At 59.5% G+C, this 21,016-nt stretch carries 17 protein-coding genes; 6 read left to right on the top strand and 11 right to left on the bottom strand.

The window, feature by feature from the left end:
- Positions 1 to 10: 10 nt before the first annotated feature.
- The 3 genes from ACEN9A_RS12455 to ACEN9A_RS12445 form a co-directional block, all read right to left on the bottom strand.
- Positions 11 to 1,660 carry a DUF1302 domain-containing protein gene (locus tag ACEN9A_RS12455; protein WP_258673801.1) on the bottom strand — a complete coding sequence of 550 codons (1,650 nt, stop codon included), beginning with the start codon at positions 1,658 to 1,660 and terminating at the stop codon, positions 11 to 13.
- 79 nt (positions 1,661 to 1,739) lie between these two features.
- Positions 1,740 to 2,507: a coniferyl-alcohol dehydrogenase gene (locus ACEN9A_RS12450; RefSeq protein ID WP_258673800.1), complete on the bottom strand. Its 768-nt coding sequence runs from the start codon at positions 2,505 to 2,507 to the stop codon at positions 1,740 to 1,742.
- 71 nt (positions 2,508 to 2,578) lie between these two features.
- Positions 2,579 to 4,054 carry a benzaldehyde dehydrogenase gene (locus ACEN9A_RS12445; RefSeq protein ID WP_258673799.1) on the bottom strand — a complete coding sequence of 492 codons (1,476 nt, stop codon included), beginning with the start codon at positions 4,052 to 4,054 and terminating at the stop codon, positions 2,579 to 2,581.
- A gap of 293 nt (positions 4,055 to 4,347) precedes the next feature.
- On the opposite strand from ACEN9A_RS12445, the gene ACEN9A_RS12440 reads away from it, so the two are divergent.
- Together ACEN9A_RS12440 and ACEN9A_RS12435 are read left to right on the top strand one after the other, a co-directional pair.
- Positions 4,348 to 6,123, top strand: a complete 1,776-nt coding sequence (locus ACEN9A_RS12440) for a sigma-54-dependent Fis family transcriptional regulator (protein WP_258673798.1) — start codon at positions 4,348 to 4,350, stop codon at positions 6,121 to 6,123.
- A gap of 218 nt (positions 6,124 to 6,341) precedes the next feature.
- Positions 6,342 to 6,953 (top strand): TetR/AcrR family transcriptional regulator, encoded by a 612-nt coding sequence (locus ACEN9A_RS12435; protein ID WP_258673797.1) that lies wholly within the window; start codon positions 6,342 to 6,344, stop codon positions 6,951 to 6,953.
- A gap of 92 nt (positions 6,954 to 7,045) precedes the next feature.
- Here the strand turns inward: ACEN9A_RS12435 and ACEN9A_RS12430 are convergent, their stop codons facing one another.
- From ACEN9A_RS12430 to ACEN9A_RS12420, 3 genes are all read right to left on the bottom strand, one after another.
- The gene (locus tag ACEN9A_RS12430) at positions 7,046 to 8,149 is read right to left on the bottom strand and encodes a polyamine ABC transporter substrate-binding protein (RefSeq protein WP_258673796.1); all 1,104 of its coding nucleotides are present in this window, start codon (positions 8,147 to 8,149) and stop codon (positions 7,046 to 7,048) included.
- 39 nt (positions 8,150 to 8,188) lie between these two features.
- Positions 8,189 to 9,526, bottom strand: a complete 1,338-nt coding sequence (locus ACEN9A_RS12425) for an alginate export family protein (protein WP_258673795.1) — start codon at positions 9,524 to 9,526, stop codon at positions 8,189 to 8,191.
- A gap of 117 nt (positions 9,527 to 9,643) precedes the next feature.
- Positions 9,644 to 10,906: a serine hydrolase domain-containing protein gene (locus ACEN9A_RS12420; protein ID WP_258673794.1), complete on the bottom strand. Its 1,263-nt coding sequence runs from the start codon at positions 10,904 to 10,906 to the stop codon at positions 9,644 to 9,646.
- Positions 10,907 to 11,294: 388 nt separating this feature from the next.
- Between ACEN9A_RS12420 and fdhA the strand changes: the two genes are divergently transcribed.
- Entirely contained in the window at positions 11,295 to 12,494 is a 1,200-nt protein-coding gene (fdhA, locus tag ACEN9A_RS12415) for a formaldehyde dehydrogenase, glutathione-independent (protein ID WP_413388489.1), read from the top strand.
- A gap of 50 nt (positions 12,495 to 12,544) precedes the next feature.
- Here fdhA and ACEN9A_RS12410 read toward each other — a convergent pair whose 3' ends face one another.
- From ACEN9A_RS12410 to ACEN9A_RS12395, 4 genes are all read right to left on the bottom strand, one after another.
- Positions 12,545 to 14,914: a CehA/McbA family metallohydrolase domain-containing protein gene (locus tag ACEN9A_RS12410; protein ID WP_258673793.1), complete on the bottom strand. Its 2,370-nt coding sequence runs from the start codon at positions 14,912 to 14,914 to the stop codon at positions 12,545 to 12,547.
- A gap of 61 nt (positions 14,915 to 14,975) precedes the next feature.
- Positions 14,976 to 15,725, bottom strand: coding sequence for an ABC transporter permease (locus ACEN9A_RS12405; RefSeq protein ID WP_258673792.1), 750 nt, complete (start codon positions 15,723 to 15,725; stop codon positions 14,976 to 14,978).
- Positions 15,726 to 15,732: 7 nt separating this feature from the next.
- The gene (locus ACEN9A_RS12400; protein WP_258673790.1) at positions 15,733 to 16,734 is read right to left on the bottom strand and encodes an ABC transporter substrate-binding protein; all 1,002 of its coding nucleotides are present in this window, start codon (positions 16,732 to 16,734) and stop codon (positions 15,733 to 15,735) included.
- Positions 16,731 to 17,570: an ABC transporter ATP-binding protein gene (locus tag ACEN9A_RS12395; RefSeq protein ID WP_258673789.1), complete on the bottom strand. Its 840-nt coding sequence runs from the start codon at positions 17,568 to 17,570 to the stop codon at positions 16,731 to 16,733. Before ACEN9A_RS12395 ends, ACEN9A_RS12400 begins: the two co-directional genes overlap by 4 nt.
- A 135-nt stretch (positions 17,571 to 17,705) precedes the next feature.
- Here ACEN9A_RS12395 and ACEN9A_RS12390 point away from each other — a divergent pair, with 135 nt between their 5' ends.
- The 3 genes from ACEN9A_RS12390 to ACEN9A_RS12380 all read left to right on the top strand — a co-directional run bounded on the left by ACEN9A_RS12390 (position 17,706) and on the right by ACEN9A_RS12380 (position 19,993).
- On the top strand, positions 17,706 to 18,458 hold the full coding sequence (locus tag ACEN9A_RS12390; RefSeq protein WP_258673788.1) for a GntR family transcriptional regulator: 753 nt from the start codon (positions 17,706 to 17,708) through the stop codon (positions 18,456 to 18,458).
- A 276-nt stretch (positions 18,459 to 18,734) separates the two neighbouring features.
- Entirely contained in the window at positions 18,735 to 19,022 is a 288-nt protein-coding gene (locus ACEN9A_RS12385) for a putative quinol monooxygenase (RefSeq protein ID WP_258673787.1), read from the top strand.
- Positions 19,023 to 19,102: 80 nt separating this feature from the next.
- Positions 19,103 to 19,993 (top strand): helix-turn-helix domain-containing protein, encoded by an 891-nt coding sequence (locus ACEN9A_RS12380; RefSeq protein WP_258673786.1) that lies wholly within the window; start codon positions 19,103 to 19,105, stop codon positions 19,991 to 19,993.
- Positions 19,994 to 20,018: 25 nt separating this feature from the next.
- Here ACEN9A_RS12380 and ACEN9A_RS12375 read toward each other — a convergent pair whose 3' ends face one another.
- The gene (locus ACEN9A_RS12375; RefSeq protein WP_258673785.1) at positions 20,019 to 20,969 is read right to left on the bottom strand and encodes a helix-turn-helix domain-containing protein; all 951 of its coding nucleotides are present in this window, start codon (positions 20,967 to 20,969) and stop codon (positions 20,019 to 20,021) included.
- Positions 20,970 to 21,016: the final 47 nt, after the last annotated feature.

Below are 21,016 nucleotides of genomic sequence, written 5' to 3'. Positions count from 1 at the left end.
ATCCACCTTATTAGAATGAGGTTTTCACGTAGAGCGAGACGAAGTCGCGGTCGGCCAACGACTGCCCGTAACTGAAATTGCCGTCCTCGCGCAGCCCGGCTTTTGGGGCACCGAAGAAGTTCACGTAGTTCAGGCCGACATCCCAGCGCTGCAGGTAGGTGGCCTTGAGCCCGACACTCCAGTCGCCGGAATGGGTATTGCCGAAGCCCGATTTGTTGACCGCCGAAGAGCGCCCATCGAGTACCACACCCATGCCGATCGGCACGGTCAGGTCGATCCCGTCGACAATCTGGAAGTACGCCGGCTCCACCAATACCCGCAGCGCCGTGGCATCGCGGGTGGTGTTGGCATCCAGCGCGGCGGCGTTCTCGGTCACGCTCAGGGTGCGGTTCCAGGCCAGCTCGGCCAGCGCCGAGCCGCCGTCCCAAAATGCGGTTGGCGATAACAGGTAAATCGCCGACAGGTTGGCGTGAGCGGTTTTGCCCCTGGCAAACAGTGAGTTATCGTCGCCATCGGCCTCCATGCCAGGGGTCACCACTTGTAGATTGCTCACCAGCGGCGCGTTCCAGCGCACGGAGGTTTCACCGGCAAAGTTGAACGGTCCGTAAGCGGTGGAGAAGCTGACGCCGGCAGTCTTGATGTCTTCGGCGTAGACCTGACGATAGGAACTCAGGATCGGCAATCCGGTGGCCGCAGCGGCCGTACCGTCGAGGTAGGCGTACAGGCCGGTCGGGGTTTTGTCGTGATACTGCGCAGCGTAGAAACCCAGTTCCAGCTCGGTGCCGGTCGGCTTGAAGCGGATCTGCATACCGCCCTGCCCCGAATTTCGCGGTTTCAAATCGCCGCCATTCACCGTGTCGTTGCCGAACACTTCGCGCAGTGAACCGCTGCCGTAACCGATGGCATCGATATCGCTCAGGTAGCTGCCGGCACCGGGCACATTGGAACGTTCCCACTCGAACTGGTAGTAAGCGCCCACCGACAACTGTGGGTTGATCTGCAACTGCCCTGAGATCTGATTGACCGGACGCAGGATCTCCTTGAACTGGGTCCCCGGCACGCTGAGCAACTTGACCACATCGGTCGGGCCTTGGGCATTGGCGATGCCGTTGCCACCGTAGAACAGGCTTTCGCCGTAGATCAGGCTGTGTCGGCCCAGACGCACCACGCCTTGGGAGTCTTCGCCGAGGTCACCGCGCAGGAACACGAAGGCGTCGAGAATTTCCGCATCGCGACCGTGGAGCTTGCGGGTTTCGCTGAGGAAATGCGTTTGCTCGCTGCTGTCGGTGTCCTTGTTGTAGATATCGTCGTACCAGGCTGCGCCGCTCACGCGCAGGCCATAGTTTTGCCGGCTGAGGTCCATTTCGGAAAACAGGTCCAGACGATTGGAGACCAGGCCACTGCTGAAGTTTTTATCGCCCTGACTCTGGATCGAGGGATACAGGCCGTTGGCGGTCGGTGCGTTGACCAATCGGCTGTCCTGCCCCTGAAGACGCCAGGCCTGGCTGTACTTGATGGTGTTGTCCCAACGCAGTTTCCAGTCGGAATCACCAAGGTCCATTTGCATGGCCTCGACCCTCTCGACCATCACACCGGCGCTGCATAACGCCAGAAACAGGGCGCAATGCTTGAAACGAAAGCAACGTTTAACGTTGTCCATGGACGCTCCTCATTATTTTTATTTTTGGCATGGCTTCGCCACAGGTAGTGGCTTGCGCCGCTGTCTACAGGTGTGCATTTCAGATGTAGGTGGAGGCCAATCCGCCATCGACGGCCAGGTTGACGCCGTTGATCCAGCGCGACTCGTCGGCACACAGGAAAGCGATCACCGCCGCCACCTCATCGGCATAACCGGGGCGTTTCATGCGATGGGCATCGGCCTGGGTTCGGGCCTCACCGAGCATGCTCACGAAGTTGCCGAGGATTGGCGTGAAAACCGGACCTGGCGCCACGCTGTTCATGCGCACCGAATGTTCGAGAAACCAGGGTTGGGCCTGCAGGTAATTCCAGACGATCAAGGCTTCCTTGAAATACTGGTAGCAGGTCTCGTCCGGTACCGGGTGCTCGGCCAGCCAGGCCTGCCCGGCGGCGAAACCTTCGATGCGCGCCAGTGCCTTGTGCTGTTCCAGACGTAACGGCCACTCGGCGCCGAGGATCGAGGCGATATTGACGATGCTGCCGCCTGCGTTGATGCGTGGCAGCAACGCGCTGCTCAAGTGGCGCAATCCCAGGTAGTTGACCCGCGCCAGCAGTTGCGGGTTTGCAGTGCCCGGTACCCCGGCGATATTGCACAGGCTGTCGATCCGTGCCGGTAGCTGCGCCAGCAACCGGTCAATGTTCTCGGCACTGCTCAGATCGCCCTGAACAAAACCGTCCAGGGTCATGTGCGGCGCCTTCAGGTCCACGCCAATCACGTGGGCGCCGTGGCTGCGCAGCAGGCTTGCCGTGGCCGCGCCGATACCCGAAGAGACGCCAGTCACCAGCACAATCTTGTTGTCGAGTTTCATGTTGAGTCCTCTTATTATTTTTGTGTACTCGGTGAGCCGACCTGCCTTGTCGGCCCGGCAAAACCGGCCCGTCAGAACGGGTAACGCGGCGCCTTATCCTTGACCGTCACCCATTGCCATTGGGTGTATTCATCCCAGTCGGCCGGGCCGCCAACACTGCCGGCATTGCCTGAGCTGCCGCGTCCGCCGAAGGGGTTGATGCATTCGTCGGCCACTGTCTGGTCGTTGATGTGCAGCAGACCGCAGTTAAGTTGCTCGCCCATCGCCATCGCGTGCCCGACCGAAGGCGAAATGATCCCCGCGGACAAGCCATACTCGGTGCGGTTGGCCAGGTCGATGGCCTCATCGTCGCTGGCAAAACTCACCACCGTGGCCACCGGGCCGAAGATTTCCTCGTCGAACGCGCGCATGCCAGGGCGCACACCGGAAAGCACCGTGGGTTGGTAGAAGAGCCGCTCAAACTCGCCGCCGGCTTCCAGCGTTGCCCCGGCCGTCACGCTCTCCGTGACGATTTCATGCACTCGCAACAACTGGTGCTTGTTGATCAACGGCCCCAGCACCGCCTCGCCGCGAGCGGCATTGCCGACCGTGATTGCCCGTGCCTTTTCTGCCAGCCGGCGGATCAGCTCTTGTGCAATCGACTCATGGGCCAGGATGCGTCCGGTGGCCATGCAAATCTGCCCCTGATGCAGCCAGGCACCCCACGCGGCGTTGCTGGCCGCCAGTTCAAGATCGGCGTCTTCGAGCACGATCAACGAGTTCTTGCCGCCCAACTCCAGGGCGACTTTTTTCAGATGACGGCCAGCCAGCTCCGCGACTTTGCGCCCCGCTGCGGTGGAGCCGGTGAACGCGATCATCCGCACATGCGGATCGCGGCACAGCGCTTCTCCGGCTGGCGCCGCACCCGGCAACACCTGCAACAAGCCCTTGGGCAGACCGGCCGCCTCGAACAACCGGGCAATGATGAAACCGCCACTGACCGGGGTCTGCGGATCGGGCTTGAGCACCACGGCATTGCCCGCCGCCAGTGCCGGCGCCACCGACCGCAGGGACAGCACCAGGGGGAAGTTGAACGGCGAGATCACTCCGACCACGCCATGGGGCAATCGGCGTGCATAGGACAAGCGCCCCGCTTCGCTCGGCAGAACCAGACCATGGGGTTGCGACAGCAGCCCGGCCGCCTGATGCAGCAACACGATCGCCTCACGGACCTCATGTTCACCCTTGAACAGGCTGCCGCCACTTTCCCGGGCGATGTACAACGCCAGTTCGGCAAAGTGTTGCTGGGCCAGTGCGGCAGCTTTACGAAAGATCTCTGCGCGTTCCCGTGGCCCCAATGCCGCCCAGGCCGGTTGAGCACGAGCGGCGTTCAGGCTGGCAAACGCGATGTCCGCTGCATCGGCCAAACCGGTGATGGTCAACACCTCACCGGTGGCCGGTTCGATGACGCTATGGCTGCCGCCCAATGGACGTAGCCAGTCACCATTGAAGATGCGTTCACGCCATGGCTCGTCCCGCAGAAAATCAGATGGTTCACTTACCGACATTTCGGTCTCCCGGCTCTTGTGTTTGTCATTGCCTGACGCGGCCTTGCTAAAACGATGCAAGGCGTCTGCGTGGTGAAAGCGCTAGAGCAAGGGCTGTGCCGACTTCCTGCGTCGCGCCGCATTTCAAGTGGCGAAGGCTCTGGCCTGCGGGCTGTAGAGGGGTGTCTGCGAATAGGACAAGGTGCTTGGCGTACAGCCGGCAGCTCGCCACTTGTCCAAATGATAAAGTTATGTTTAATAACTGTTTTGCTAGTTGATCATTTCGATCAGTCGACTCGCTCAGGGGCATAACAATGAACAATCCCCATTCGCTGCTTCCACATCTTGCCATGCAGGAGGAGCATTTCTCGCCCCGAGGCGACAGTACCCAACTGGCCGAAGGCAACTCACCGACCCTGGCCGAGTTGACCGAATGCCTGTTCTTTTCCCCTGTTGACGGACGTATCTGGCTCAACGACCAGCGCATGCTGTTATTGCACAGCTCATCCTTCGGCGCGCTGCGACGGGAAATTATCGAGCGCCAGGGACTGGAACAGACCCGCGGCCTGTTTACCCGCACCGGCTATCTCTCCGGCGCGCGCGATGCGCGGCTGATCCGCGAGCGCTGGCCAGACGCCGACGCCGCCGCGGTTTTCTCGGCCGGCACGCGTCTGCATACACTCGAAGGCATGACCAAGGTCGAACCCCTGCACTTCAAATTCGACGCCGACTCGGGCTTCTATGAAGGTGAGTTTCTCTGGCACCACTCCTGTGAGGCCGACGAACATATCGCCGCCTACGGGATCGGCCAGGATCCGGTGTGCTGGACCGAACTGGGCTATGCCATCGGTTATGTCAGCGGGCTGTTTGGCCGTCTGGTGATCTTCCGCGAAACCGAATGCCGGGGCATGGGCCATGAGAGCTGCCGGGTAATCGGCAAGACTGCCGAGCAATGGGGCGATGTCGAACAGGACCTGAGTTATCTCACTGCCTCACCCTCAAGCGCCGCGCCCAAACAGCCTCAAGCCCCGGCGCCCGCCCCCCAGGATGACGACAGCGAAAACCCCGGCGGGCCAAAACCGATTGGCGCCAGCGCGGCCTTCAATGCCGCCACCCTCGCCTTGCAGCGCGTGGCGCCGACGCCCGCCACGGTGTTGTTCAGCGGCGAGTCCGGGGTCGGCAAAGAGTTGTTCGCCCGTCAGTTGCATCAGTTCAGCCCACGCCATCAAGCACCTTTCGTGGCGCTCAACTGCGCCGCCATCCCGGATAATCTGATCGAGGCTGAGCTGTTTGGTGTCGAGCGTGGCGCCTACACCGGCGCGACCCATTCGCGCCCCGGACGCTTCGAGCGCGCCCAGGGCGGCACTCTGTTTCTCGACGAAATCGCCAGCCTCAGCCTGCCGGGTCAGGGCAAGTTGCTGCGTGCATTGCAGGAGCGGGAGATCGAGCGCATCGGCGGTGGCCAGCCAATCAAGGTCGACGTCCGGGTGGTGGCGGCGACCAATGTCGACCTGCGCAAAGCCGTGGCGGCCGGAGACTTTCGCGAAGACTTGTTCTACCGGTTGAATGTCTACCCCATCGTGCTGCCGCCACTGCGCGAACGTCGCGACGACATACCGTTGCTGGTCAACGCGTTCCTGCGCCGCTTCTGTCAGGCCTACGGCCGCAAACCCGCTGGCCTGACCATGCGCGCACTCAAGGTGTTGTTGCGCTATGACTTTCCCGGCAACGTACGGGAATTGCAGAATCTGGTGGAGCGCGGCCTGATCGCCAGCGAAGACGGCCAAGCCATCGACCTGGTCCACCTGTTTCGCAACGAACCCATGCCGCAGGATGCGTACTCGCTGGACGACAATGGCAGCCTCGCCGCAACCGACCAAAGTCCCGCCGGCACACAGCCTCGCCCTGCCTTGCTGGAAACCCTGGCTCGCCTGGAGCACGGCTTCTCCATTGAAGGGCTGGAGTCGCGCCTGATCGATGAAGCGCTGCAAAAAAGCCAGGGCAATCTGGCCGCTGCCGCGCGACTGCTGGGTTTGAGTCGTGCGCAGTTTGCCTATCGACTGAAAAAATACCGACAGGCATCAGCTTGATTCAGGCGGGTCAATGCACGCTGAACAATGCGTAAAAGATTAATGAAATTAACTATATAGCCTGAGGACTCTCGCCATCAGCCAACGAGACTTTTCGCTTGCGGGATAAACGCGCACTACAGAAATTAGCGCTTTAAAAGTTTTACTCGATTAAGTATTTTGCATGGACGATTGGGCGACATGCGCCCCCTTTTATTCATCGCGACAAGGGATCAACCGTGAGCGGACTGCGTGAACGTCAGAAGGTCGAACGACGCCAAGCCATCAGCAAGGCAGCGATCGAACTGTTCGAGCGTCAAGGTTTCCAGAACACCACCATCGAACAGATCGCCAACCAGGCTGGGGTGTCGGCGCCTACCGTGTTCAAGTACTTCGGCAACAAGCAGGAAATCATCCTGGAGATCCTGCACGACGCCGACCAGCGCGCACTCAAGGACACCCGCTGCCAGATTCCTGAAATAGAAGATCCGGTCGAGGCCCTGTGCTACCTGGAACGCCTGCTGACTGGTTACGCCCTGGAAGTCATGCATCCCAGTCTCTGGCGTGAACTGTTGCCACTGATATTGTTTGGCGGCGACAACGAACTGCCCGAAGGCTATCGCGCCATGAACGATGCACTCAGGGCTGAAATCAGCGGGTTGCTCAGAGAACTGCAGCAGGCCGGCAAGCTGCGCGCCGACCTCAACGTTGACCTGGCCGCCTTCCTGTTGAACGACTACTCACACCTGCAGTTGTTCAGGCTGGTCAACCAGGAACAGCCGGACATCGAGTCACACTCCGCCCAGGTAAGGCGTATCACCGAGCTGCTCTTTTACGGAATGCGGGCCTGAGAACGCCAGCCTCCTCCCAGACTGGCTGCAGGCTATAGCGCGAGGCGCGTCATTGCTGGCGAGCCCGGCGTCGCGACGCCGGGCCACGATGATCAGCGATTGGTCTTGATGGTGGTCCAGGTGCGGGTGCGGATCCGCTCCACGGCTGCCGGCATGGGCTCCAAAGCGAACAGTGTTTTGCGCGCTTCGTCCGGCACATACATGTTGGGGTTATTACGGATCTCGGCGTTCACCAGTGCAGTGGCGTCCTTGTTCGGATTGGGGTAACCGATCTTGTTGCTGATCCGGGCAATGACGTCAGGGCGCAGGATGTAGTTGATGAACTCATAGGCCTCTTTGGTATGGGGGGCGTTGGCCGGCACCATCATCACATCCGACCACATCGGCGCGCCTTCCTTGGGTAACGCCATCTCCACCCTGACGCCCTTGCCGGCCGCATCGGCCAGTTGCTTGGCCAGCGCCACGCCACCCGACCAGCCGACGGCTACGCAAATGTCACCGTTGGCCAGGTCCATGCCGTAGCGTGAGGAGTTGAAGTAGGTGATGTGCGGGCGAATCTTCATCATCGCCGCCTGGGCCTGCGGGTAGTCCTCGCGCTTCTGGCTGTTGGGGTCGAGGCCCTTGTAGTGCAAGGCGATGGGCACGATTTCGTTGGCCGCGTCGAGGAAACCGACACCGCAACTGGCCAGCTTGGCGAGGTTCTCTTCCTTGAAGATCATGTCCCAGGTGTTCATCTGCACATTGGCGCCCAGGATTTGCTGAACCTTGTCGACGTTGTAGCCGATCAGCGTGGTGCCCCACAGGTACGGTGCCGCGTAGCGGTTGCCAGTATCACCGGCAGCTTCCAGGGTTTTCATGAACTCCGGGTCCAGGTGCTGCCAGTTCGGCAGCTGGCTGCGGTCCAGGGGCTGGACGGCACCGGCGGCGATCAGGTGACTCAGGTTGGCGCTGCCCGGGTACACCACGTCATACCCGGAATTGCCGGTCAGCAGTTTGGACTCCAGGGTTTCGACACTGTCAAAAACGTCGTAGATCGGACGGATGCCCGTTTCCTCCTGGAAGCTCTTGAGAATCTCAGGTGGCAAATATTCGATCCAGTTGTAGATCCGCACCGTGCGCTCTTCAGCCAGACACACACCGCTGGCCAGCAACGACACTACAGCGCCCAACAAGGTGTTACGCAAAAACGTGTTCATGGTGAAGCACTCCTGCGCGGCCGCGAAGGCTCGCGGCACTTAATAGCGGTAGGTGAAGTACAGTTCCAGCGCGCTGAATTTCTGGTCATCGCCGAACACTTGCTTGGCGGCGGCCAGCGGCTTGACCCAGTTATAGGAGAGCGACGTATAGAACGACGGCGTCGGGGTCCAGTCGAGGAAAACCACACTCTCATCGGCAAAGCGCCGATCGCTGACGGGTGCCCCCATGTAGTTTTTCTCATCCAGCCAGAACTGATAGTGGATCGCACCGAGGGTCAGCGTTTCATTGAGGTGGGTCTTGAGCGAGAACTGCTGGACGTTTTCGTTGCTGTTGAACAGCAGGTAATTGCCGACGACATCCCCCACCAGCCAGGTGCTCCAGTCGACGAAGCCCTTGCTCAGTGACTCCCAGGCTTTCTGCCGGTTGTCGGCGAGGTTGTCGTCGCCGGAAAAACTGGCGTAGCGATAGCCGATCACCGGGGTCAACGGCAACGTGTTGAAGGCGTAATCCGCCTGACCGTACCAGGCGTTGGCATCGTAATCCACGCCTTCACCACTGCCCCGCTCCACGGCGTATTCGGCATTCAGGGTCAGGTCCGGCACGCCCGGTACTTTGGCCTTCAACGCACGCACGTTGTACACCTGCATCCCGTCCCGGCGTCGTGGCAGTGTACTGCCCTTGGGCCCCAGCGCATTGACCTTCATCGCCATGGCCCCCAGTGTCACCTGGTCGTCGAGGTTGTAGTCCAGGTTAGCGCCGGTCATGCGGAAGTCACCCAGATCGTCATCGACCCGCAAGGTGAAGGCCTGGGTTTTCAATGCGCCATGATCCCAGGCCAGAATGGCCGAATCCTTGAAGGCAGTCCTGGGACCAAGCCAGTAGGCGCCGTCCTTGAGTTGGTCGAGGTTACCGTCCATCACGATGAAGCCAGTGCCGATCATGTAGTTCTGGCGACCGGCAGTCAGCGTCCACTCGCCGCTCCGGAAACCGCCGTAGAGTTCTTCGGTGGCCACCTTACCGTCAGAGCTGCGAGTGAAGCCGCCGGCATCGCCATCGCCAAAGGTGGTCGCCGCCACCAGCGAGCCACCGGCCAACAGGCTGAAGTCTGGCTGCAGGGCGTATTCCAGCTTGACGCCGGGTTTGACGTAGAGCTCCTGCCAGTCGATTTTCGTACCGCCATTCTTGCCGCTGCGCGCATCGACGCGGCCGCTGCCGAAGTTGACGTTACGGGTGGTAAGGGTCGCACCACCGGCGGTGAAGTTGACCTCACCCTTGAGGTTGCCATCCTCGAAGGTGTAGCCCGCCAGCGCGACTTGGGCGGTCAGGGGTAAGCCGACCGCTAAGAGCGTTCGAGAGAAACGCGTCATGAAAACCATATGAAGCTCCTGTGTGATTATTGTTGTTACAGGGCAGTGAATGGCGGCGCAGAGCGCCGCCAACACCTGGCCGAGCCAGGCGAATAGGACGCAAATTTCTTGTCTTTATGGGGCGTTTCAGTGGCGAAGATGCGCGGCGATGGCACGCAGCATGCGCACGCTGTCAGCATCGAACGGGCTGACAGCCTCGGTCAGCGATGACTGTTTGACGATCACCACACCGGACGGCTTATCGACGAACAAGTATTGGCCGTGGATACCACCGGCCATGATCGCCTGGCTGTGGTCGTTGAAGACGTACCACTGGCTGCGGTAGGAAGCGTCAGGCGTCCATTGGGAGAACTCGGAGTTTTTGGCGTAGATCGCCGGATCGGAGCCGGCAACGATGCGTGCAACCGTCTCGGTCGACAGCAACTGCAGCCCATCATGGCGACCGTCGTTGGCCAGCAGCCGACCGAACCGCGCCATGTCGCGCAAGGTGGCGTTGAAACCGGCACCGGCGACGCTACGCCCCCAAGGGTCGGCCATGAAGTAGCCGTCGCGCTCACACCCCAACGGGCTCCAGAGGTCTTGCAGCAATTGATTGCAAGCCTTGCCCGAAGCGCGCTCCATGACCCAGGCCAGGGCTTCGGTGGTGGCGGTCACGTAATGGAAAAAGCCGCCGTGACTGCCGCGTTTTTTCAGCGACGGCAGGTACTGATACAGCGACTCGAACTGAGCGTACTGCGCAGGTGCCGGCTGGAAACCGCAGGCATAGCCGTACTGCGAGCTCTCGGAGTTGGGATCGTCATAGACTTCGCTGTAATCGATGCCCACGGCCATGTCGAACAGCTGGCGCACCGTGGCATCGCCAAACGCGCTACCCAACAGTTCGGGCACGTAAAACGCCGCCGGCAACTCCGGATTGAGGATGCCATCGCAGACCAGTTGCTCCCCCAGGGTGCCGATCAGCGACTTGGTCACCGAGAACATGACGTGCCGGTCCCGGGGACGCTGGCCGTTGAAGTAACGCTCGAACAGCACGGTGTCGCCCTGCATCACCAAAAAGGCGTCGGTCTGACTGGCCACCAGATGATCGATGACACTGACGCTCAAGCCACATTCACTGTCGAAGTGCAGTTCATCCAGCGCTTGTGGCGCTTCCTTCAAGACGCTGACCGGTCCGCCACCCGCCTCCACATCAATGGAGGGACGCAGGCGCGCCAGATTGCGGAACCCCCACTGATTGAACGGTGGACGCATCCAGTTGTTCCAGGTGACGCGGCGTTTCGGCTCGGCCGGAAAACCCTGCATAAACAAAGGCGCCAAGCGCCTGTCGAGTGACGCTTCATTCGTCTCGATGTAAAGACTGGCCAGCAACGGCACGGTGTTCTGACTCATCGGGTTTCCCCTGCAAAATGACTCTGCGTGAAAGCAGATGCAGGGAAATAATTACCCGGTATTATTTTTTAGTCAATAAAACATTTATCAGATAAAAATATTTTGGCGCTGTGCTTTGATGGGGGGCAAACACGGCGTTCAGCGCCCGCTACTCCTGCGTCAGCCCTGCCAACCGGTGGGGTAATTGGGTGCTAAATGCCCTCGCAGGGTGCTGACACCAGGCGTAGGATCGATACGATGACTGCTTATCACGCATCGTTGGAAGGTGACTTCCAACCCATCTGCATTCACGTGCAAACGCAAGACATTTACCGCCGCACTGTAAGGCCGCGCGACCCTTCGCAGTACAAGGGCCGTGTTCTCACAACAACAAAAGCGAGGTGAAATCATGTCTGGTAATCGTGGTGTCGTGTATCTCGGCGCAGGCAAGGTCGAGGTGCAAACCATTCCCTATCCGAAAATGCAAGACCCGCGCGGCAAGCGCATTGACCATGGCGTGATCCTGCGCGTGGTTTCGACCAATATCTGCGGCTCCGACCAGCATATGGTGCGTGGCCGGACCACGGCCCAAGTCGGGCTGGTGCTTGGCCATGAGATCACCGGCGAGGTCATCGAGAAGGGCCGTGACGTGGAAAACGTGCAGATCGGTGACCTGGTATCGGTGCCGTTCAACGTCGCCTGCGGCCGTTGTCGCAGTTGCAAGGAACAGCACACCGGCGTCTGCCTGACGGTCAATCCGGCGCGCCCCGGCGGTGCCTATGGCTATGTGGACATGGGTGACTGGGTTGGCGGCCAGGCCGAATACGTGCTGGTGCCGTATGCCGACTTCAACCTGCTGAAGCTGCCCGACCGCGACAAGGCAATGGAGAAAATCCGCGACCTGACCTGCCTCTCCGATATCCTGCCGACCGGCTACCATGGCGCGGTGACCGCCGGTGTCGGCCCTGGCAGCACGGTGTATATCGCCGGTGCCGGTCCGGTCGGACTGGCTGCTGCCGCCTCCGCCCGTCTGCTGGGTGCGGCGGTGGTGATAGTCGGCGACGTCAATCCGCTGCGCCTGGCGCATGCCAAGGCCCAGGGCTTCGAGATCGCCGACCTGACCCTGGACACTCCGCTGCACGAGCAAATCGCCAACCTGCTCGGTGAGCCGGAAGTCGATTGTGCGGTCGATGCGGTCGGCTTCGAAGCCCGTGGCCACGGTCATGACGGCGCGCAGCACGAGGCCCCGGCCGATGTGCTCAACGCGCTGATGGGCGTGGTGCGGGTCGCCGGCAATATCGGTATCCCCGGTCTGTATGTCACCGAAGACCCGGGTGCGGTCAACAAAGCCGCCAAGCATGGCAGCCTGAACATCCGTTTCGGCCTCGGCTGGGCCAAGTCCCACAGTTTCCACACCGGCCAGACCCCGACGATGAAGTACAACCGTCAGCTGATGCAGGCGATCATGTGGGACCGGATCAAGATTGCCGAGGTCGTCGGTGTGCAGGTGATCAGCCTGGACGACGCGCCGCGTGGTTACCACGAGTTCGATGCCGGGGCGCCGAAGAAATTCGTCATGGATCCGCACAAGCTGTTTACCGCGGCCTAAGAAGCAGGTTAAGAAAAGGGCAGCTTTGAGCTGCCCTTCTTTATGGCCGTTTATAACGTTAGAAACAGCGCCGAGGTCCAGACTCGGGATTGATCGCGCTGCCGGGCGCAGATGAACAATGGGTGCTCACGGCCCGGTTGCAGATTCAACCGGGCAAGCTCGATTTGCCCTTGCAGTTCTCGAGGCAGCGGTGCATCGGTTGTCCTTTCGAGGGACACCTTCAACTCCGCGCCCGGCAGCTCTTCAATCACTTGCGATTGCGCCAGCAACGCTTCGCCGGACAACTCCATCAACACCGTCGGCGCATGCACGTAAGGTTGCGGCTCAGACGGGTCGCCAACCTTGATGTAGTTATCGATGCGGCTATGAACCTGCAGCGTGGCGCCGGCCAATTGCGACAGGTCGATTTCGATGCTGTCGGTGTCGCCATTGGTGTCGGTGCGAAATGCCAGAACCGTTGCATCCTTGCGCCATACGGTTTGCTCGGGATGATCGAGCCCCAAGGCGCGAAAGCCGTTGATGACCGCACCCGTCACCCGAATCTCGCCAGTCCAATAGGCGCCGCGATAACGATCCTTGATCCGTGCGCCGCCCAAACGCAGCCGAATGCGCTGGCCGGAAAACCCCAGTTCCTGGTGCAGGTTGCGCGACCAGATAAGTTTGTCGCCATCGAACAGATCGACCTGCTCCCAGCCCGCCTCTCCGAGCAGTCGATAGTCCAGCGTGGCATTTGAATCAGCGGTGAAAACCTCACCCATAAAATGCTGGCCCTGGCGCAGGCTGGCAAATGAACGTTCGCCGGTGGTGGCAAAAGTGCGACGGGCGCGAAGTGCCTTGCCAACACTGGCTCGATCGAAGGTCTCAGCCACCACGCCGGTCAGCCCGCCGCGAGAGCCGAACACCGCTGTGGCCGGAACACCGCCGCCGCAACGCCCCTGATGCTCATCGCTGTTGGCCGCGGCGCCAACCCGATAACCACGCTGAAGCGCTTCGGCGTAGACCCAATGGAACTGCCCCCAGGCCGAACCGACCTCGATCAGGCGCTCCAGCTCCGGATGGTGCCAGTCGAGGTTGCAACGGCGCCCACCGACGTGAGGCATCATCAAATGCCCTTCGGGGTCCTTGGCATAGGCGGCATACAACTCATCCACCGGCCAGGCACCCGGCTTGATGGTGCCGGCGGTGAACTCGTTCCACTCGAAGGAACGCACCAATCGCCCTTGATTGTCGAAGGGAAACTCGGGTTTGCGGTCATGCAGGAACACCACATTACGGTCGCCGCCCGCGCAAGAATTGCCGCACCATTCGGTGCCGGGATAGCAAACAAATCGTCCTGGTTCATTGAGTTCGTGAATCAGCTTGACCGCCTGATCCCAGCGCTGCTCGGTGATATTGAAATCATTGGCGGTGTAACCGAGGACATCGAGCCCGGCGACATCGCGACCGTAGCTGAGGTTGTACAAGGTGTCGTTGGTGCCCACCGTGTCATCGGAGTGCACATGCAGGTCGGCGTACAGCGGGCGCAATGCGGTGCCGGCCGGATCGACCGTGACAAACGCCTGAGCGGCGCGCACAAAAGGTGCCGCCACCGCGGCCGACAAACGCCACTCCCCCACCGCACCGAGATCAAAACCCTCAAGCCGGGCAGTCGCCCAGCCTTCAGTCGCTAAAGTGAACGGTTGTTGTCGCTCGCCCCCTTCAGGGTCAACGAGGGTCAGGACACCCTTGAGCGGCAAGTTGCGGCAGGTATTGCCCCAGGCATCATCAACCCTGAGCAGTACGTCGAACGCCTCACCCGCGCTGACCAGACGAGGCACGACCAACTGCACGCTCTGCGCCGGTCCCGGCACGATGTTCAGCAGCGGATCACCCGGCACCTCGGCAAATTTCGAGCTGCCCAGCGGGTCGATGAACAAACGGAAACGGAAGTCCTTCTCGACAAAACTCTGCACCCGCGTACCCGCGCCGCCCTGACGACGATCGCCCAGGCGAATGATGATTTTGTCTCCCGGATTCAGGTAACCGTCGATGATGTCGATGATGATTGCTTTCTGAAACGGCCGTTCATGGCCCTTCTGGTCGAAGCGCGCTTTCAGATGCTGCACAGAGGCCTGGCTCTGACCGGGGACCAGCTCGCCGGCTTGATACTCGGCGCTGACATAGTTGGGGCCAGTCGGATTCGACGTCTGGAACAAGGCCCAGTCGGAGTAGAACTTGAAGGCCAGTTTCAGCCAGGCGCCGTCCGCCAGGCCGCTGCCACCCACCTCGTAGACCAGGGTGATTTCATCCCATTGACCGGCAATCAGCGTGTCACGATCACAGTGGATGCGGCCCAGAAACGGGCGTCTTTTGTTGCGTTCGTAGAGGCCTTGAGGGGCAATGTAATGCCCGGCTTCGCGGGGATCGAAAACGTTACTCACATGACACCTCGTGCAGTGGTCCACTGAAGGTTTGAAGGGGGTTGAAATCAAATGACGATGCTTATTGCACTCGCCATTTCTGGTAATGACGCTCGATGCGCCTGAATACAAAACTCTCCATCAGCCAGGCAATCAGGCCGATCACGACAATGCCCAGCAACACCTGGCTGCTGTTGCCGATCTGCCCACCCGTCGACACCATCCAGCCGATGCCCTGGGAAGCACCGATCATTTCCGCCGCGACCAATGCCCTCCAGCCCTGGCTGAAGCCGATGCGCAAGGCCGCTGTCACGAAGGGCAACGAGGCCGGCAGGTAAACGTGAGCCAGCAGTTGCCAGGAATTGGCGCCCAAGGTGCGTGCCGCGCGGACTTCACCACCGCGGATGCTCTGCACGCCCTCCTGAATGGTCACGGCCATGGGGAACATCGCGGCAATGAAAATCACCAGCACGATGGAGACATAACCCAGGCCAAAAATGATCATGATCAGCGGCGCCCAGGCAATCGGCGGAATGGCCATGAACAGGCTGTTGAGCGGTGAGATGAAATCGCGAAACCGCGAAGACAGGCCACCGGCAGTACCCAGCAGCACCGCAACGATCACCGCCGCGCAGAAGCCGCCAACCTCTTCAAGGACGCTGGCCTGCAGGTGCTGCCACAGCGAACTGTCGCCCAGCCAACGCACAGCCTCGCGGGCGACATCCCATGGCTGCGGCAGGATGTAAGTGGGAAAGCGGCTGGCCAGGGCCATCCAGATCAACAGCAGGCATGGCAGCGACGCCCATCCCCAATTCGGTTTTGGCAAGGACATGACAGACTCAGCGCGAGGCTTTTTCCAGGTAGGAGGTGTCCACGATCTGTTCGGTCTTGAGCGTGGTATCGATAAAGCCGAGGTCGTGGGAGTAATTCATCAGGCGCTGGATGAATTGGATATCCGCAGGCTGCAAGTCCGCTGACCAACCCAACCGGGTACGTGCCTGGGCGACGATGGTTTGCGGGGCGATGGTCTTGCCGTCAGCACCTTGCACCGGCTCGAGCTTGAACGCCTCGGCGATGATTCGATTCGACTCATCGGGGTGCTCGTTGAGAAAGGCGATGGCCTTGCGGTGCGCACGCAACAGCTTCACCACATCGTCCGGTCGTTCCTGCAAGGTTTTCGGTAACGCGATCACCACGTACCACGGGTAGTTCGGCAGTGCCTGATTGACGTCGAGCAGAATCCGGCTCGACCCGCGCAGCAACGACTGGCTGACAAAGGGTTCCCAGGAAAACGCCGCATCGACAATGCCGCGCTCCAGCGCCGCGTTCATATTGCCGGGTGGCATGTCGATGATGTCCAGATCCTTGTCAGGATTGAGCCCGGCCTTTTCTTTCAGCACATAGCCGCGCAGCAGCACATCCATGCCACTGCCCTTCTTGACCCCGGCCAGTTTTTTCCCCTTGAGTTCATCCAGGGCGGTAACCGGACTCTTGGCGTCGACAATCACCGCGGCCTGACCGTAATTGACCTTGGCCAGAATCCGGCTTTGCAGCCCCCGGGAAAACCACTGATACACCGGCGGCGTACCGACATAGGCCACATCCAGCTCGCCAGCGGCCAATGCCTGCTGGATCACCGGACCATCGCCCAAGGCCTTGAGATCGACATTCAAGCCTTCCTCGCGGTAGTAACCCTGTTTGTCGGCGATCAACGCCGGGGCGTTGGCCATGGCGAATACGTAACCCACACGCAAGGGTTTCTCTTCGCCAGCCACGGCGAATACGCTGCTGGCCAAGGCGGCAACAGACAAGGAAAGGGCAAGCAGCGAATGTTTGATCATGCTGTCAACTCAGGTTGGCGGGTTGGGTAAGCGGAGGCTGTAGGCACTTCCATGACCTGGGAAATGCGCTCCATCAGCTCATTGCGGTAATCGAGAAAGGTCGGCAGGCGGCGGGTTTTCAGGTTGGAGCGAGGGCGCGGCAAATGAATATTCAGTTCGCTGTGGATACCGCCGGGGGCGATGTTGAGCACGATGACCCGATCCGCCAGAAACACCGCTTCGTCGATATCGTGGGTAATGAACAGCACCGTCTGACCCAGTTCAGCCCAGATGCGCAAGGTCTCTTCGTTCATGCTGTTGCGGCTGATGGCATCCAGTGCAGCGAATGGCTCATCCATCAGCAACACGCTGGGCTCCAATGCCAGGGTCCTGGCCAGGGAAACCCGCTGCTGCATGCCGCCAGAAAGCTGATGCGGCAACCGATGCGCGGCATTCTCCAGACCGACCAGACGCAGATACTGCAAGGCTTGAGAACGCTGTTGCGATTCGTTGATCCGGGCCGCCATCCGCAGGCCGAAACGGACGTTTTCCAAGGCACTCAACCAGGGAAACAACTGCGGCGCCTGAAACACATAACCCAACTCCGAACGCTCTGGACGCACCGCCGTCTGGTTGATACTGATCTGACCGCTCTGGGGTTGCTGAAAGCCTGACAACAAATTCAGCAAGGTGGTTTTCCCGCAGCCGGATGGCCCCAGGATCGCGACGAATTCACCGGGTCTGGCGTTCAGACTGAAAGAGGAAAACACGCGATGGCCATTGGGGTAGCTGAAGCTGATGTCATCGACCGTCAGCGCGTCGGCTTGCTGCTGTGCGTAAGGGAGGGTTTTGAACATGGCAAGTGTCGTCAGGTCGTTTACAATGGGAATGCCTGGCATAATACGTATTAATACAAGTAGTCCCAATAACCTATTTTTATAACCTTAGAAGTGAAGGCGCACCGCCCTCCTCCAAGGCCATGGAAACCGACAGTGTCTACGTCCATTCTTCGCGACAGCACCACCTCACTCTACGAACAGATTGCCCATCAATTGCTGGAAGAGATTCAACGCGGCGACTTTGAGCCCAGCGGCAAGCTGCCGTCAGAAGCGGAGCTGGGCAAACGCTTTGCAGTGAGCCGCGTCACCGTTCGCCTGGCGGTGGGCAAGCTCAGCGATGACGGCGTGGTCGAGCGCAAACAAGGCAAGGGCACCTTCGTGGCGGCCAAACAGGTGCGGCACGGCCTGGACGCGTTGCGCAGTTTTCATGAAGCCTTGTTGCTGCAAGGGCTCGAACCGAGCATGCGCGTCATCAGCCATACCCTGCAGCCGGTTCCAGAGGCATTGCGTGGTTTGTTTGAAGAAGCGGACGACTGCCTGCTTCTGGAACGACTGCATTTCGTCGATGACGAACCCATCGCACTGGGCCGCAGCCATTTACCGGCCGAATTGGCCAGCGTGGTCTGGACTGAAGTCGAGCATCAACCGATCTACTCCATTCTCGAGTCGATCACCGGCATGGCGGTCACCCGCGCCGATCTGGCGATCCGCGCGCAAGAAGCCGATAAAAACCTGGCCAGTGCCTTGCACATCAAACGTGGCGCGGCACTGCTGGTCATGGAGCGCACCTCCTGGTTTGCCGACGGCCGCTGCTGCGACCGTACGACCTTCTACATCCGCCCGGAACGTTATGCCTTTGTTCTCAGTGGTGTCTTTAAGTCCAGACCCGCACCGGCACAACCGTGATGAGCTTGCACCGGGCCTTCGCGGCCTGCTTCAGTGACGTGTTCCAGGGTGCCGACATACACTTCGGTCCTGGCCTGGGCGCAAAAAAAAAGCAGAATGACTGGAATCGGGTATTTCTAATTTTTTTTAATCATTTTTATTTTCTGACTATATATATAGTCGTTGTTTCCATAGCGAATTCGTTGCGCCATATCGAATCTACACCAAAAGGAATTTACATAATGACCTCTAACGAAAGAGGACTTTCGGTGTAGTCAACCCAACTAGAGAAATAACATGTCCGTCAACCTCGTCATCAGCTTTAGTGTAAAAGAAGAAAAACTGCAATCGTTCAAGGACATCATGAACGACGTGAAGATCAATCTGCCGAAGGTGGACGGCTGCCAATCGGTCAAGATCCTCAACCACTTGGAAAATCCGCTCGCGTTCACGCTGGTGGAAGCCTGGGATTCGCGTGAAATGCACAGCACCCACGTCGACCAGATAGTCTCGAGCGGTCAATGGAACGTCATCGTCGAGCATCTGAGCAGCGCGCCGGTCAGTGGCTACTTCAGCGAAGTTTGATGCCGTAACGTCAGCGGCCGGGCGCTGCTGGATACCAGCCTGTCCAGATGGGGCGGCCAATTTGTCGAGAAACCATAGCAATGACACTCGAAGTAGTACCGGCAGCGCTTTACTCGATGCGCAACGTAAAGCCTGTCCTTGCTGACGGTAGCTCGTCCATCCTCCATAAAACGCTTGGAACGAACCTGGAAAACAAGGCGATCTATATCGCCACGCCGTTGATCGTCTACATCAAGCAGGGCAAGCAGATTATTCGCGACTATGACGGCATGGCCAATGTCGTCGACGAGAATCATCTGATTTTCCTCTCCAAAGGCGTGTACACGGTATCGGACTACGTCACTGGCAGCGATATCTTCGAGGCGGTGCTGCTGTTTTTCGACGACAAGCTGATCGCCAAGTACCTGTCGCATGCGGTCGGCGCAGGCAATTCGCACACGGACAGCCAGCAGAAGAAGAACGTGCACGGCACCTATACCCTGCATGCCAACGAACAGATTCAGCGCTATATCGATTCGCTGAATTATGTCTACAAGGGTGCGCAGGGCTCTGACGCGCTGCTGGAGTTAAAGCTGCTCGAACTGCTGCACCTGATCGCCATCCAGGACAAGTCCTTGCGTTTCCTGCGCGAACTGTTCGGCGACGGCAACCGCAAACGCCGCCTCATTACCGACTTCATGGAGCAGTACTATTCGCACAAGCTGAAGATTGAAGACTATGCCCTGCTGACGGGACGCAGCGTCTCGACCTTTATCCGCGACTTCAAGCGCAGCTACAGCACTACTCCGAACCGCTGGATTACCGAGAAAAAAATGGACATCGCGCACCAGCTATTGACGGATAAAAATTATTCCGTCACCGACGCGGCTACGGAAGTGGGATATGAAAATATCTCCCACTTCATCAAGGTCTACAAGCAACGGTACGGAGTCACGCCGAAGAAAGCCAAGACCTTCGCGGCAGAACTGTAGCGCACGATTTGCGCTGCTTTCGCAGTCAATCAATATGAGCCCTCGGAGTCTCGGAAGGAGACTCCCCGAACAATGCCCGGTAATGCGCGGCGAAGTGGCTCAGGTGAAAAAAACCCATCTCGACGGCAACCTCTCCGACATTGATCTGTGCAGCGTGCGTGGTGATCAAACGACGGCGAACGGCATTGAGTCGCAGGTTCCTCAAATACTCGACCGGACGCGTGCCGGTAACCGCCTGAAAACTGTTCTGCAACGTTCTGCGGCTAACACGCAATTGCTCACACAGATCAAGGATACTCAGCGGTGTGTCACCGCTGGCATCAGCCAGTTCTTGGCATTTTTTGACCAGGTAGGCGCTGACGGCAAAGTTGCCCCGACGACAACGCACTTCATCCGAGGCGTTGCTGAAAAGATCAAGGAGGGCGTTGTGCAGCGTGTCTTCGAGCATTTTTTCCGAAGCGGCACTGATTGCGCCCTTCTGTTCCAGCAGGTGGCGAAACAGCGGATATATCCGTTGCTGCACGCGCAGTAAAACGGCGTCATCGACGTTGATCTGCGGCACCGACTTCAAGCGTATGAGCTGATCGTTCGAGAGTTCGAACGCGGCCAGTTTTGCAAACCTGACAGTGTCGACGTTAATCGCAAAAAAATGAGTACCCTCCGGCGCGTGCAAGACAAACTCCTCACCATCACGCAACAGCACCACGCTATGTGCCCCTACTTGGTGCCCTTGCACGACCGGAGCATTGCCGGAACCTAGCGACATGGCGATGCAAAAGCGTCCTTTCGGAGCACAGCCGTGCTGGACAACACGCTTGTCCAAAACCTCCTGAAAAATCTGGAAGCGGTCCGCCGAAACCTGCTTCAGCTCGCTGGAAAGACAACCACGCCCCAGCTGGTCATAAATCTGTTGCCAGCCGAGGATGGAGCCAGCATGTTTTTGAGGATCGTTGAACGTACGAACTTCGGTGAACATGATCATCTTTCCTCAGATGCCGTGATTTTTTATCGGCAAATACTGGA

It is taken from the genome of Pseudomonas sp. Pseusp18, assembly GCF_059506005.1.
Note: the sequence above shows the minus strand (reverse complement) of the source record. Positions and strands in the feature narration are given on the sequence as shown.

Bases quoted from the DNA above. Each gene is read 5' to 3' on its own strand.
- ACEN9A_RS12455 (WP_258673801.1), bottom strand. From the start codon at position 1,660: ATGGACAACGTTAAACGTTGCTTTCGTTTCAAGCATTGCGCCCTGTTT.
- ACEN9A_RS12450 (WP_258673800.1), bottom strand. From the start codon at position 2,507: ATGAAACTCGACAACAAGATTGTGCTGGTGACTGGCGTCTCTTCGGGT.
- ACEN9A_RS12445 (WP_258673799.1), bottom strand. From the start codon at position 4,054: ATGTCGGTAAGTGAACCATCTGATTTTCTGCGGGACGAGCCATGGCGT.
- ACEN9A_RS12440 (WP_258673798.1), top strand. From the start codon at position 4,348: ATGAACAATCCCCATTCGCTGCTTCCACATCTTGCCATGCAGGAGGAG.
- ACEN9A_RS12430 (WP_258673796.1), bottom strand. From the start codon at position 8,149: ATGAACACGTTTTTGCGTAACACCTTGTTGGGCGCTGTAGTGTCGTTG.
- ACEN9A_RS12425 (WP_258673795.1), bottom strand. From the start codon at position 9,526: ATGGTTTTCATGACGCGTTTCTCTCGAACGCTCTTAGCGGTCGGCTTA.
- ACEN9A_RS12420 (WP_258673794.1), bottom strand. From the start codon at position 10,906: ATGAGTCAGAACACCGTGCCGTTGCTGGCCAGTCTTTACATCGAGACG.
- fdhA (WP_413388489.1), top strand. From the start codon at position 11,295: ATGTCTGGTAATCGTGGTGTCGTGTATCTCGGCGCAGGCAAGGTCGAG.
- ACEN9A_RS12405 (WP_258673792.1), bottom strand. From the start codon at position 15,725: ATGTCCTTGCCAAAACCGAATTGGGGATGGGCGTCGCTGCCATGCCTG.
- ACEN9A_RS12400 (WP_258673790.1), bottom strand. From the start codon at position 16,734: ATGATCAAACATTCGCTGCTTGCCCTTTCCTTGTCTGTTGCCGCCTTG.
- ACEN9A_RS12395 (WP_258673789.1), bottom strand. From the start codon at position 17,570: ATGTTCAAAACCCTCCCTTACGCACAGCAGCAAGCCGACGCGCTGACG.
- ACEN9A_RS12385 (WP_258673787.1), top strand. From the start codon at position 18,735: ATGTCCGTCAACCTCGTCATCAGCTTTAGTGTAAAAGAAGAAAAACTG.
- ACEN9A_RS12380 (WP_258673786.1), top strand. From the start codon at position 19,103: ATGACACTCGAAGTAGTACCGGCAGCGCTTTACTCGATGCGCAACGTA.
- ACEN9A_RS12375 (WP_258673785.1), bottom strand. From the start codon at position 20,969: ATGTTCACCGAAGTTCGTACGTTCAACGATCCTCAAAAACATGCTGGC.